Origin of the sequence: Corallococcus sp. AB030 (genome assembly GCF_003668965.1) — a bacterium.
GTDB classification, from domain to species: domain Bacteria; phylum Myxococcota; class Myxococcia; order Myxococcales; family Myxococcaceae; genus Corallococcus; species Corallococcus exiguus.
Genome location: NZ_RAWQ01000040.1, coordinates 39,562 through 54,018 on the forward strand (window position 1 = coordinate 39,562; position 14,457 = coordinate 54,018).

General features: G+C 71.1%; 1 protein-coding gene. It reads right to left on the minus strand.

Annotated features, from left to right (window positions below; genetic code table 11):
• Positions 1–75: 75 nt before the first annotated feature.
• Positions 76–14,412 (minus strand): amino acid adenylation domain-containing protein, encoded by a 14,337-nt coding sequence (locus D7Y15_RS13035; protein ID WP_368667338.1) that lies wholly within the window; start codon positions 14,410–14,412, stop codon positions 76–78.
• Between the last annotated feature and the right edge of the window lie 45 nt (positions 14,413–14,457).

Genomic DNA, 14,457 nt, shown 5'->3' on the forward strand with positions numbered 1-14,457 from the left:
GAGCCCTCCACGGACATCGCGGCGGGCGAACCCCGGCGCCGCGCGGGAGGCACGGCGCCGGTGCGGGTCTCCGGCCTACCGGGACGTGTCCCGCGCCGCGCCCTGGAGCGCCTCCGTCAAACGCTCCGCGAGCCGCTGGACGTGGGGCGCGCGCAGCAGCGAGTAGTGCGTGCCGGGGAGCACCTCGCGCGTCAGCTCGCCGTGGACGTGCGCGCTCCAGCCGTCGTCGCCGCGCGCCGGCGCTCCGCCCGCCTGGAGCAGGAGGACGCGGCCGGTGAACGGTCCGGGGCGGTGGTGCTTCAGGGCGCGCAGGTTGCGGGTGAAGACGTGCAGGAGCGTGCGCCCCGTCTCCGTGGTCGCTTCCGGCGTCGCGAGCTGGCCCTGGTCGAGCTCGAACAGCGCGGCCACCTGGGCTGCGTCGTCCACGTCGAGCGGCACACGGTCGTCCGTCGCCGGGCTGGGATCGATGAGGGCCACGAGCTCCACGGTCTCGCCCCGGGCCTGGAGTTGACGGGCCATCTCGAAGGCCACCACGCCTCCCATGGACCAGCCGCCGAGCCGATAGGGGCCGTGGGGCTGCACGGTGCGCACGGCGTTCACGTAGAGCGCCGCCATCGCCTCCACCGTGTCGAGCGGCGGACGGCTTCCATCGAGCCCCTGGGACTGGAGCCCGTAGAAGGGCTGCTCCCGGCCCAGCTGCTTCGCCAAAGCCGCGTACGCGAGCACGTTGCCGCCCACGGGGTGGACGCAGAAGAAGGGCCGCTGCGAGCCCTCGCGCTGGATGGGTACGATCGGGGAGAAGACTTCGGGCGCCTGACGCAGCAGCCGGGCCAGCGTCTCCACCGTGGGCGCATGGAAGAGGGCGGCCAGGGGCAGCTCGCGGTGGAAGCGCTCCCGGATGCGCGCCATCAGCTTCACGGCGAGCAGGGAGTGACCGCCCAGGTCGAAGAACGGACGCGTCACGCCAATGGGCCGGACTCCCAGCAGCTCCTCCCAGAGCGCCACCAGCTCCCGCTCCATGTCGTCGCGTGGGGCGACCTCCGTGGTTTCGGAGGGACGGGACGCCGGTGCTTCTGGGACGTGCATCCGGAGAAGCTCCTCGTCCGTCAGCAGCGTCCGTGGATCCAGGGGCGCGTCGGGCTCGGCGAGGACTGTCTCCAGCAGCGTGCTCCAGCGCTCCATCATCCACTGGACCGTGGCGGTATCGAAGAGGTCCGTGCTGTACGTGAGCGCACCCTGGAAGCCGTCTGGCTGCCGGATGAGGGCCAGGTCCAGATCGAACTTCGCCGCCGAGGAGGGGACCTCCTCCGCCTTCAGCGTCAGGCCCGGGAGGGTGGCCTCCGGCTCCGGCGTGTTTTGCAGTGCGAAGAGGGCCTGGAAGAGTGGAGTACGGCCCAGGTCGCGCTCGGGCTGGAGCGCGTCCACCAGCCGCTCGAACGGGAGGTCCTGGTGTTCGTACGCGCCGAGCGTGGTCGAGCGCACCTGTGCGAGGACCTTCCGGAACGACGTGTCCGCGGTGAAGCGGGCTCGGAGGACCAGCGTGTTGACGAAGAAGCCGATGAGGCCTTCGGTCTCCGCGTGGCGGCGGTTCGCGATGGGCGTGCCCACCAGCACGTCGTCCTGGCCGGAGTACCGCGACAGCAGCAACTGGAACGCGGCCATGAGCACCATGAACGGCGTGGCGCCTTCCCGCTTCGCCAGTGCTTCCACCGCGTCACTCAAGGGCGGTGTCAGCTGGACGGGCCACCGTGCTCCCTGTGCGGAGCGGCGGGCCGGACGCGGCCGGTCCGTGGGCAGCAACAGCGCATGCGGCGCCCCGTCGAGCCGCCGCTTCCACCAGTCGAGCTGTCCCGCGAGCACCTGACCTTCCAGCCATGAGGCCTGCCACCGGGAGAAGTCCGCGTACTGCACGGGCAGCTCCGGCAGCGGCGACGGCTGGCCCTGGCGGAAGGCTTCGTAGAGCGCCACCAGCTCGCGCACGAGCACCCCGAAGGACCAGCCATCGGAAACGGTGTGGTGCGTGCACAGCAGGAGCACGTGCTCCCTCGTGTCCAACCGCAGCAGGGTGAAGCGAGCGAGGGGCCCCGTGCCCAGGTCGAAGGGACGCAGCGCATCGGCGTCCATGCGGCGCCGGACTTCAGCCTCACGCGCATCCGTGGGAAGGGCCTCCAGGTCCTCCGTGCGCAGCATTCCCGAGGGCGCGGGATGGATGCGCTGACGCGGTGTTTCATCGTGGGTCTCGAACGTCGTGCGCAGGGTTTCGTGCCGCCGCACCAGCGCGTCGAAGGCCCGCTGGAGGGCAGGGACGTCCAGCGCTCCGGACAGCCGCAGCGCGAAGGGCATGTTGTAGAGCGGGCTGCCCGGTTCCAGCTGGTCGATGAACCACAGCCGCTGCTGCGCGAAGGACAGGGGCGCGAGTTCGTCTCCCTGCGTCCTTGTCAGCGGCGGCAGCGCGGGCGTGGATGCGGCGTCCGTCAGCCGCTGGGCGAGCCCCGCCACGGTCGGCGTTTCGAAGAGGGCCCGGACGCGCAGCTCTACACCGAAATGGACGCGCACGCGCGACACCACCTGCGTGGCCAGGAGCGAGTGCCCGCCCAGCTCAAAGAAGTTGTCGTGACGGCCCACGCCGGACACGCGGAGCAGCTCCTCCCAGATGGTCGCGAGGCGCTGTTCGGTGGGTGTCGCGGGAGGCTCGAAGACACGTGCGGGGCGCGATGACGCGTCCGGTACGGGCAGGGCCTTGCGGTCCACCTTTCCGTTCGGCGTCAGGGGCAGGACGGGCAGGGCGAGGACGGTGGCCGGGACCATGTAATCAGGCAGGTGCCTGCGCAGGTGCTCGTGCAGTGGCGTGGTGTCCGCTTCCGGCGTGACATAGGCGACGAGGCGCGCGTCGCCCGGAACGTCCTCGCGCACCAGGGCCACCGCGTCCCGGACGCCGGCATGGGCCCGCAGCGTGGACTCGATCTCACCCAGCTCGATCCGGTGGCCGCGCAGCTTCACCTGGAAGTCCAGGCGGCCCATGAACTCGAGCGTTCCGTCCTCGCGCCACCGGACCTTGTCGCCCGTGCGGTACAGGCGCGCTCCAGGCTCCGTGCCGAAGGGGTCCGGCATGAAGCGCTCGGCGGTCAGGTGCGGCCGGCCCAGGTAGCCGCGCGCGACGCCTTCACCGGCGAAGCACAGTTCTCCAGGCAGGCCGAAGGGAACCAGCTCCAGACGTTCGTCGAGCACGTACGCGCGCAGGTTGTCCAGCGGCCGCCCGATGACGGGCAGCGCGTGGGACGTTCCCTGGATGTCCCAGACCGTGGCATCCACGGTGCATTCGGTGGGGCCATAGGCATTGAAGGCCCGCGTGCGCCGGGTCGTGGCGAGCCGCCGCCACATCACTTCGTCCAGCGCCTCGCCTCCCACCAACATCAGTGACGGCAGACGGGGGCGGTCCAGCATCCCCGCATCCAACAGGAGCTTCAGTTGCGCGGGCGTGCAGTCCAGTACGTCCACCCGCGTCCGCTCCAGCCACTCGAGCATCCGCTCTGGCTCCAACCGGAGATCCTCCGGAACAGGGCACAGGCAGTGGCCGCCCAACAGCTGCAGCACCTGCTCGATGGAGGCATCGAAGAACAGCGGCGCGTTGATGCTGACGCGGAGCCCCGGGGGCCGCCCCGCGTAGGCGGTCCGTAGGAGCGCGTGATGCAGGTGCAGCACCGAGCGGTGCCGCACCATCACCCCCTTTGGCGTCCCGGTGGAGCCGGAGGTGTAGATGACGTAGGCGAGGTTCTCCGCTCCCGCCGCCGGCGGCAGGTTGTCCGAAAACCTGTCCGACAGTCGGACAGGTTCTGCGTCCATCCACACCAAGTGGGGCACCTCGGGGTGCCACGCTTCTTGCAATGCCCGCGTCGTCACCAGCACGGACGCGCCACAGTCTTTGAGGACGAACGACCTGCGCGCGGCGGGCGCGGCCGGGTCCAGCGGCACGAAGGCGCCCCCGGCCTTGTTCACCGCGAGCAGTGCGATGACGCTCTCCGCCGAGCGCTCCAGGCACAGGCCCACCGTCACCTCCGGGCCCACCCCCAGCGAACGCAGGTGCCAGGCGAGCTGGTTGGCCCGCGCGTTGAGCCGCTGGAAGGACAGCGTCGTGTCTCCGAACACCACGGCGTCCGCATCCGGAGTCCGCGCCACCTGGGCCTCGAAGTGGCCGTGCAGCGTGCCGTCACCATCGAAGTGCGACATGCCTCCGGCCAGGTCGCCCAGGAGCTGTCGCCGTTCCTCCTCCGAAACGAGGGACAGTCCGGACAGTGGTCCGTCCGGATTCGTGAGCACCGCCTCCAGCAGCACCCCCAGGTGGGTGATCAGCCGCGCCATGGTGGGACGCTCGAAGAGGTCCGTGGCGTATTCGAGCTTGCCCCGGAAGCCATCCTCGCGGCGGTCCAGGTCCAGGCTCAGGTCGAACTGGGATGTCGTGCGCTCCGCGAGGGCCGCGGGACGCACGGTGAGGCCGGGCAGCGACAGCTCCGGCACCGGCGCGTTCTGGAGCGCGAACATCACCTGGAACAGCGGCATGCGCCCCAGGTCGCGCGTCGTTTGCAGCGACTCCACCAGCCGCTCGAAGGGGACGTCCTGGTGTTCGTAGGCGCCCAGCGTCGTGGCTCGCACCTGGGCCAGCAGCTCCCGGAACGTCGTCCGGGCGCCGAAGGTTCCACGCAGCACCAGCGTGTTGACGAAGAAGCCGATGAGGCCTTCGGTCTCCGCGTGACGACGGTTCGCGATGGGCGTGCCGACGAGCACGTCATCCTGGCCGGCGTAGCGGTGCAACACCGTCTGGAAGGCCGCGAGCAGCACCATGAAGGGCGTGGCGCCCTCCTGCTTCGCCAGGGCCTCCACGCGCTCGGACAGGGTGAGGGACAGGTGCACCGGTAGCGTGTCGCCGCGCTGGGTGGAGACGGCGGGACGGGGCTTGTCGGTGGGCAGCTCCAGGGTCCGGGGCGCTCCTTCGAGCTGCCGGGTCCACCATGCCAGCTGCGCCTCCAGTGCTTCTCCCTGGAGCCAGGCTCGCTGCCAGAGCGCGAAGTCCGCGTACTGCACGGGCAGCTCCGGGAGCGCGGGCGGCCGGCCCTCACGCAGGGCCGCGTAGAGGGTGGTGAGTTCGCGCACCATCACGCCCAGCGACCAGCCGTCGGAGACGATGTGGTGGAGGTGCAGCACCAGCACGTGCTCCTCGGGCGCGAGCCTGATCAGCAGGGCGCGGATGACGGGGCCTCGCTCCAGGTCGAACGGCCGCTGGGACTCCGCTGTCGCCAGACGCTCCGCTTCGCGCAGCCGGGCCTCGGTGTCCTCCAACGCGGACAGGTCCACGCGCTCCAGGGGCACGGTGGCCTGCGCGTGGATGTGCTGCACGGGCTGGCCCGCTTCCGTGCGGAAGGTGGTGCGCAGGGATTCATGCCGCGCCATCAACGCGTCCAGGCTTCCCTTCAGCGCGGCCTCGTCCAGCGCGCCGAGGAGCCGCAGGGCGACGGGCATGTTGTAGAGGGCGCTGCCCGGTTCGAGCTGGTCGATGAACCACAGCCGCTGCTGCGCGAAGGACAGTGGCAGCAGCGGGGGCCTTGGGGCCCGGGTGAGAGGCGGCACGTGCTCGTGGCGGTTCGTGGTGGCTCCCAGGTGCCGGGCGAGCGCGGCCACGGTGGGCGCGTTGAACAACTCACCCAGGGGCAGCTCCACGCCCAGCACCGCGCGGATGCGCGACACCACCTGCGTGGCCAGGAGCGAATGGCCTCCCAGGTCGAAGAAGTCGTCGTGGATGCCCACTGCGTCCAGGTGCAGCACCTCCGCCCAGATGGCCGCGAGCTGTGCCTCCACGGCGTTGCGTGGGGCTTCGCGCGTCGACTCGGTGGGCCGGGGCGCTTCGGGCGCGGGCAGGGCCTTGCGGTCCACCTTGCCGTTGGGTGACAGCGGCAGGGACGGCAGCGCCACCCAGGCGGACGGCATCATGTAGTCGGGGAGTTGCCGCTGCGCGTGCGCCTTCACGCGGTCGGTGTCGGCGCTGTCCCCTCCGAGGACCACGTAGGCGACGAGCCGCTTCTCACCGGGCACGTCCTCGCGCGCGAGCACCACGGCCTCGCGTACGTCCGGAGCCTGTCGCAGCACGGCCTCCACTTCTCCGGGCTCGATGCGGAAGCCGCGCAGCTTGAGCTGGAAGTCGGTGCGCCCCAGGAACTCCAGGGTGCCGTCGTCGCGCCAGCGGGCCCGGTCGCCCGTGCGGTACAGGCGGGCGCCCGGCGTGGCGGAGTGGGGATGGGGGATGAACCGCTCGGCGGTGAGGTCCGGCCGCTGGAGGTAGCCCCAGGCGAGGCCGTCACCGCCGACGTACAGCTCGCCGGGAAGTCCCGGCGGCAGGGGCTGGAGGCGCTCGTCCAGCACCCACGCGGTGGAGTTCGCCAGCGGCCGGCCAATGGGCACCGAGCGCTCAACGGTGTCCCTCGCGCGCAGCGTGTGCGTGGTGGAGAAGGTGGTGTTCTCCGTGGGGCCGTACCCGTTGACGAGCACGGCGTCCGGCGCCATCCGCGACAGGTGTTCCCTCACGCGAGGCACGGGCAGCACGTCCCCGCCCGCCAGCACCTGCCGCACGCCCGCGAGTGAGACTCCTTCGTGAAGGACCATCTGCTCGAAGAGGGCGGCGGTGAGCCACAGTGTGGTGACGCCCTCCACCGCGAGCAGCGTGCCCAGCTCTGACAGTGAGAGCGCATTCGGCGGTGCGAGCACCAGCTTCGCGCCGTGCAGCAATGCTCCCCAGAGCTCCAGCGTGGAGGCGTCGAACGCGACTGGCGCGGCCTGGAGAAACACCTGCTCTGGACCGAAGGCGATGAAGCCATTGCCCCGGACGAGGCGCACGATGCCCCGGTGGGGCACGCAGACACCCTTGGGACGGCCCGTGCTGCCCGACGTGAACATCACGTAGGCCAGCGCCTCCGCGGGTACGTGCACCGCCAGGGGCGTGACCGGCTGCTTCGCGATCAGGTCCCATTCCTCGTCCAGCAGCACGAGGAGCCCGGTCACCGCCGGCAGTTCATCCGCCAGCGCCTCCTGCGTGACGAGCACGCTGACGCCCGCCTCCTGGAGCACCCAGGTCGTGCGGTCCGCCGGGGCCTTCGCCTCCACGGGCACATAGGCCGCGCCCGCCTTGAGGATCCCGAGCATGCCGGTGACGAGTTCCGGCGAACGCTCCACGCACAGCCCCACGCGGTCTCCGGGCCGCACGCCCAACCGGCGCAGGTGGTGCGCGAGCTGGTTCGAGCGGCGATCCAATTCTCCGTACGTGAGCTCACGCGCCGCGATCCGCGTCGTGTCCACCAAAGAGAAGGCCCCTGGACTCGCGGGCATCCTCACGGCGACGGCGTCTGGCGCGCGCGCGGCCTGCTCCGCGAACAGCTCGGGCACGGAGGCGTCACGTGGATACTCCGTCGCGGTGTCGCTCCAGGCGACGAGTACCTGGTGCCGCTCCTCGGACGTCAGCAGCGGCAGGCGTGTGAGCAGCGTCCCCGGCGAAGCCACCGCGGCTTCGAGCAGCACGCTCAGGTGCCTGGCCATTCCAGCCACCGTGCCGGGGGTGAACAGGGCGGTGTTGAAGTTGAGGCCTCCCGTGAAGCCCTCGGGAGCGCGGTGCAGCAGCAGCTCCAGGTCGAAGCGGATGGCGCCCGGGTCGGCGTTCATCGGCTGGAATGACAGGCCGGGCAGGGCCAGCGGCGGCAGCGGCGCGTTCTGCAGCGTGAAGGTGACCTGGAAGAACGGCGTGCGGGATGCGTCGCGCGCGGGGTGCAGTGCCTCGACGAGCTTCTCGAACGGGAGGTCCTGGTGCTCGTAGGCGCCCAGGGTGGTGTCCCGCACGCGCGTCAGCAGCGAGACGAAGGTGTCGTCCTCGCGCAGCCGGGTGCGAAGGACGACGGTGTTGGCGAAGTAGCCGATGAGCGCCTCGGATTCGGCGTGGCGGCGGCCTGCGATGGGCGAGCCCACCAGCACGTCGTCCTGTCCGGCGTAGCGGCCGAGCAGCACCTGGAACGCGGCGAGCAGCACCATGTAGGGCGTGGCGCCCTCGCGCTTCGCCAGGGTCTCCAGGGCTTCGCTGGAAGCACTCGGGAGGGTGAAGGGCATCAGCGCGCCCTGGAAGGTCTGCCGGGCCGGACGCGGATGGTCCGTGGGCAGCTCCAGGTGCGACGGCGCGCCTTCCAGCTGCCGCCGCCAGTAGCCGAGCTGCGCGTCCAGCACCGCGCCCTGCAACCAGCCTCGCTGCCACAGCGCGTGGTCGGCGTACTGCACCGGCAGCTCGGGCAGCGGGGAGGGGAGGTTGTCGGAGAGCGCGGCGTAGAGCGTGCCCATCTCGCGTACCAGGACGCCGGTGGACCAGCCGTCGGAGATGATGTGGTGCAGGTTCAGCACCAGCACGTGCTCCGTGGGCGACAGCTTCAGCAACAGGGCCCGTAGGAGAGGACCCTGCTCCAGGTCGAACGGGGTGCGTGCCTCCTCGAGGGCGAGCCTCGTCGCTTCGGCGCGGCGCTGCTCCAGGTCCGGGGTGCCGGTGAGGTCCACCTGTCGCAAGGGCAGCGGACCGGGAGCGTGGATGACCTGCTCCGGGGCTCCTTCGTACTCGCGGAACGTGGTGCGCAGGACTTCGTGCCGGCGCACCAGTCGGTCGAAGCTCCGCTGGAGCGCGCCGAGGTCCAGCGTGCCTTCCAGCCGGAGCGAGAACGGCATGTTGTAGGCCGTGTCCGCGGTGCCCAGTTGATGGATGAACCACAGCCGCTGCTGCGCGAACGACAGCGGCAGCACGGCGGGCCGCACGCCACGGGTCAACGGCGTGAGGCCGGTGGGCTCGGTCTTCTCAGGCTCCGCTGGCGCGGGCGCAACGGCCCCAGACGGAGCGATGCGCCGGGCGAGCGCCTCCACGGTGGGGGCTTCGAACAGCGTACGAAGCGGCACCTCGTGGCCCAGGCGAGCCCGCACGCGCGCGGCCACCTGGGTCGCGAGCAGCGAGTGCCCGCCCAACTCGAAGAAGCTGTCCCTCACGCCGATCCGCGCGATGCCGAGCACCTGCGCGAAGATCTCAGCCAGGGCCCGCTCGGTGTCGTCGCGTGGGGCGATGGGCTCCGCGCGTCCGGCGGTGGGCGCGTCCGGCGCGGGCAGGGCCTTGCGGTCCACCTTGCCGCTGGGGGTGAGCGGCAGGGCGTCCATGCGGACGATGGCGGAGGGCACCATGTACTCGGGCAACCGCGAGTGCAGGAACGCGCGCAGTCCGGCCACGTCGAGTGTCCCCTCGACGCTGACGTAGGCGACGAGGCGCGGTCCCCCTGTGTCCGCCAGTCGCACGACGGCCACGGTGTCGCGCACGCCGGGCCAGGACTGGATCGCGGCTTCGATGTCACCCAGTTCGATGCGGAAGCCTCGCAGCTTCACCTGGAAGTCCGCGCGGCCCAGGTACTCCAGCGTGCCGTCGGTGCGCCACCGTGCGATGTCGCCCGTGCGGTACAGGCGCGCGCCGGGCGTATCGCTGAAGGCATCGGGGATGAAGCGCTCGGCGGTGAGGGTAGGTCGGCGCCAGTAGCCTCGGCCCACCTGCACGCCGCCAATGAACAGCTCGCCCGGGATGCCCGAGGGCACCGGTTGTCCGTGGCGATCCAGGACGTGCATGCGGGTGTTGGCCACGGGGCGGCCGATGGGAACGACTCGCAGTGCTTCGTCGCGCGGGCACTCCCAGGACGTCACGTCCACGGCGGCCTCGGTGGGGCCGTAGAGGTTGTGCAGCGTGGTGTGCGGCAGTCGCGACTGGGCACGGAGCACCAGGTCCGCGGGCAGGGCTTCGCCGCTGCACATCAGGTGGCGCAGGCGCGACAGGGACTCCAGGCCGGGCTCCTCCACGAAGGCGCGCAGCATGGACGGCACGAAGTGCGTGGTCGTCACGCCCTCACGGGCCATCAGCGCGACCAGGTAGTCCGGCTCTTGATGTCCGCCGGGCCTCGCGAGCACCAGCCGCGCGCCCGTCATCAAGGGCCAGAAGAACTCCCAGACGGACACGTCGAAGCTGAACGGCGTCTTCTGTAGCACCGTGTCCGACGGCGTGAGGCCGTAGCGCCTCTGCATCCAGCGCAGGCGGTTGACGACGCCCGCGTGCGCGTTCATCGCGCCCTTGGGGCGGCCCGTACTGCCAGATGTGAAGATGACGTAGGCGAGGGAGTCATCCGCCGCCAACGGCACGGGACGCGCAGTGGACTCACGCGCGATGGCCTCCCACTGGGTGTCGAGCGCGATGACGTGCGCGGCATGCGGAGTCAGTGCGGCGCGGAAGCGCTCTTGCACCAGGAGCACGGGAGCGGCGGTGTCCTCCAACATCCCGGCGAGCCGTTCCGCGGGTGTGGCCGGATCCAACGGCACGTAGGCGGCTCCGGACTTCAGGACGCCCAGGAGGGCGATGACCATCTCCAGCGAGCGCTCCATGCAGACGCCCACCAGGGTCTCCGGACCCGCGCCGTGTGCACGCAGATGGTGCGCGAGCTGGTTGGCCCGCGCTTCGAGCTGCGCGTACGTGAGGCGTTGGTCCTCGAACTGGAGCGCGATGGTCTCCGGCGTGCGTTCGGCCTGGGACTCGAAGAGGTTGTGGAGCGTGGCGCCAGCAGGGAAGTCCGCGCGCGTGTCGTTCCAGCCGCGCAGGACCTGTTCGCGCGCGGCCGGCGTGAGCAGCGACAAGGTGGAGACTGGTGCGTCCGGCGCGGCGACGACGGCCTTTGCCAGCACGGTCAGATGCGCCGCCATGCGCTCCAGGGTCGCGGCGTCGAAGAGGGCGGTGGAGTACTCCAGGCGGCAGCGCAGGCCGTCGCGCTGTTCCCAGACCTCCAGCGACAGGTCGAACTTGGACGTCGTCACTGGCACGTCCACTCCGCCAATCTGGAGCCCCGCACCTCCGGTCGTCTGGGCCGCCGGAACGTTGATGACGTTGAGGACGGTCTGGAACACCGGCGTGCGGCTCAGGTCGCGAGGCACCTGGAGCACGTCCACCAACTGCTCGAAGGGCATGTCCTGGCGCGCGTAGCCGCCCAGTGCCTGCTGCTTCACACGCGTGATGAGCTCGCGGAACCCTGGTGCCCCGTCGAGCCTCGCGCGGAAGGCGAGCGTGTTGACGAAGCAGCCCAGCAGGCCTTCCACCTCGGGGCGCGAGCGTCCTGCGATGGGCGTGCCCACCGCGAAATCGTCCTGTCCGGAGGTGCGGGAGAGCAGCACCTGGAACAACGCCATCAGGACCATGAAGGACGTGGCGCCTTCACGGCGGCCCAGCGCCAGGAGCGGCTCGGACAGCTCGCGAGGCAGGTGGAAGGCGTGGGCGGCGCCCGCGTAGGACTGCGCGGCGGGACGGGGACGGTCGGTGGGCAGCTCCAGCGGCGGCGTGCCCTGGAGCAGCTCCTTCCACCAGCGTGCCTGTTCCTCCAGCACCGGCCCGGTCAGCCACGCGCGCTGCCACACGGCGTAGTCGGCGTACTGCACCGGCAGCGGCGGCAGGACGGAGGGAACACCCGCGCTGGCGCAGGCGTACAGCACCGGCAACTCGCGGCTGAGGACCAGGGCGCACCAGGCGTCGGAGACGACGTGGTGCAGGAGCAGGTGCAGGACGTGCGTGTCTGGAGCCAGCCGCAGCAGCAGCGCGCGGGCCACGGGGCCCGTGTCCAGGTGGAAGGGCGTGGCGGTGTACGCCTGGCAGCGGCGAAGCATGGCGGCCTCGCGCGCCTCTGCCGTGTCGCCGGGAATATCCTCCGCCTCCAGGGGCAGGGGGCCGGTCGCGTGGATGACCTGCACGGCCCCGGTGTCGCCCAGGGCGTAGGTGGTGCGCAGGACCTCATGGCGTTCCACGAGCGAGTGGAGCGCCGCCTGGAGCGCGGTGACATCCAGCGCCCCCGTGAGCCGGAAGATGATCGCGTTGTTGTAGGCGGTGCTCTCCGGCTCCAGCTCCTGGAGGTACCAGAGGCGCTGCTGCGCGAACGACAGGGGCAACGGCTGGCCACGAGGCGCACGCGGGATCGTCTGGAGGGCACCGGAGGCGCTGGGCGTCTCCGCGTGCACTGTCGCGGCCGAAGCGCTCTGGGTGGCTGGAGACGTGGGGCGCGGCGCGGGCAGCTTGAAGGCAGGGAGGTTCACGGCCTCGACACGACCATCCGCGCGCAGGCGCACAGGACGGCCGGTGCGGTAGAGGCTCGCGGATCCATTCAGCGGATGCGGCACCAACCGGCCCGGCGCCTCACCTGTCGCCCTCCAAAGGGCGGCAGGCAGGCCCGCTCCCGACAGGGCCAGCTCTCCGACGACGCCCGCGGGCACGGGCGCCCCGGCCGCGTCCAGCACCCAGATGTCCAGGCCCGGAGGCAGCTTCTCCTCCGGCGCACGCGGCAGCAGGCCTCCATCCCGGGCCTCCCCCGCGAGCAGCACGTCGCCACCCGCAGTGCGCTGGAGCGCGGACGCCAGCTCCGCGGATGCGTTCTCCAGGACCCAGGCCCCCACCGGTGCCAGGGCCTCGCGCGCTCCCGTCAGGTCCGTCAACGCTCGGGCCAGCCGTGCCGTGGTGTTCACCAGCACCGCGCCCGACTGCTTCGCTAGCGACAGCAACTCCTCCGCATCCGTCTCCTGTTCGCCACGCACGCGCCGCGAGTTTGACGCCGCATCAGCGGCCACGGCCTCGCGTGCCGTGGCCAGGCGCTTGAGCCCTTCCAGGACGACGGGCGTCTCCAGTCCGAAGTCGATGAGGCACGTCACCTCGTCCACATCCGAGGCCCGCACTTCGCGCAGCCGCTGGATGCCGCTCTCCACCGTGCCGATGAGGCCGGTGCCCTTCGCGTGGTGCTCGAAGGTGTGCTCCAGCAGTGCGTCGATGTCCTCGCGAGACACCTTGGCGATCTCCCCTTGATACCCCTGCGCGGCGAGCAGCGACGTGGTGATGTCCGCCGAGCTCCGGAAGTACGCCAGCAGTGGCTTGCGCACCTGCCGGAGGACCTCCGCTTCGTCGTCACCCAGGTACGTGTGCAGCATGCAGGTGATGTGGCCCCGGCCCGGGTGGCCGTTGCGGCGCCACGCTTCGCGGTAGAGGGCCACCTTTGGCTTCAGCTCCTCCAGCGAGTGGGCGAAGAGGCCCGTGAGCACGCCCGCGCCCAGTTCACCCGCGAGCCGGAACGTCTCCGGGTTCGCGGTGGCGGTGAGCCACACGGGCAGCTCTCGCTGCACCGGCTTCGGGCGCAGGCCCACTTCCACGGTGACGCCGTTGCCGCCCGGACGCCGCAGCCGGTTTCCGCGCCACAGGCCTCGCAGCGTCTCCAGGTGGCGCAACAGGATGTTGCGCCGGTCGGCGTAGTTCCCGGGCGCGAAGATGAAGTCCTGCACGTGCCAGCCCGTGGCCACCGACACGTCGACTCGGCCCTGCGACAGGTTGTCCACCACGGCCCACTGCTCCGCGATGAGCAGCGGATCATGCAGTGGCAGCACCACGCTGCCGGAGCGCAGGCGCAGGTGCTTCGTGACGGACGCGAGCGCGGCGGAGACCACCGCGGGCTGCGGGTAGATGCCGCCGAAGGAGTGGAAGTGCCTCTCGGGCGTCCAGATGGCGGAGAAGCCGTGCGCGTCCGCGAACTTCGCGCCCTCCATCAGCAGTTCGTACTTGGGCCCGGTGAGCGAGTCCTCGTCGTTGGCGAAGTACGACAGGCTGAGCTGAAGCGGACGCGATGCCGCCTCGTCCGATACGCCTCGCCGCGATGTGGTGGCCTCGGAGGGGAACAGCACGCGCAGGCCGCGCGACAAGGCCCAGAGGGCTTCCAGTTCGGGCTTCTCGGGAGCGGGTTCGGAGGCGGCGAGCCAGGTAGTGCCCGGCGCCGGATGCAGCCGTGCATCCAGGCCCGCGAAGAAGCCCGAGAGCGACGTGTGACTCAACGCCCACGCGGGCTGGCCCGCACCCATGGGCAGGAGCCACGCCAGGGACTCCGGCGAGGGAAGCGGCAGCGCCTCCGTCACCGTCAACACCGCCGCGTCTCCCAGCACCTCTTCGACGTGCAGGACGCGTGAGGACTCCAGGCGTGTTGAAGTGAAGAGCCCGCGCCAGGTGATGAGCCGGGGCACGACACTGCCTTCCACGGCGTAGACGGCCAGCGAGTCCAGGTCCGTGGGCCCGAGCGCCACCGGCGCGCCACCTGCTTCCAGGACACCCCACAGCGCGGCCAGCTTCTCCGGCGACGCACGGAGGCAGAGCGCCACGGGTTCTCCCGGCCGGAGTCCCTGCTCGCGCAGCCTCGACGCGAGCCTTCTCGCGCGGGAAGCGAGCTCCCTCCAGGTCCAGGTCCGCCCGGCCTGCTCCACGGCGACTGCGTCTGGCTGCCGCAGCGCATGTTCGCGCAGCCGTGCGGGCAGGACGGGGGCCTGCGGGACGGGCGGGGGAACGGGCCATGCGCGGCG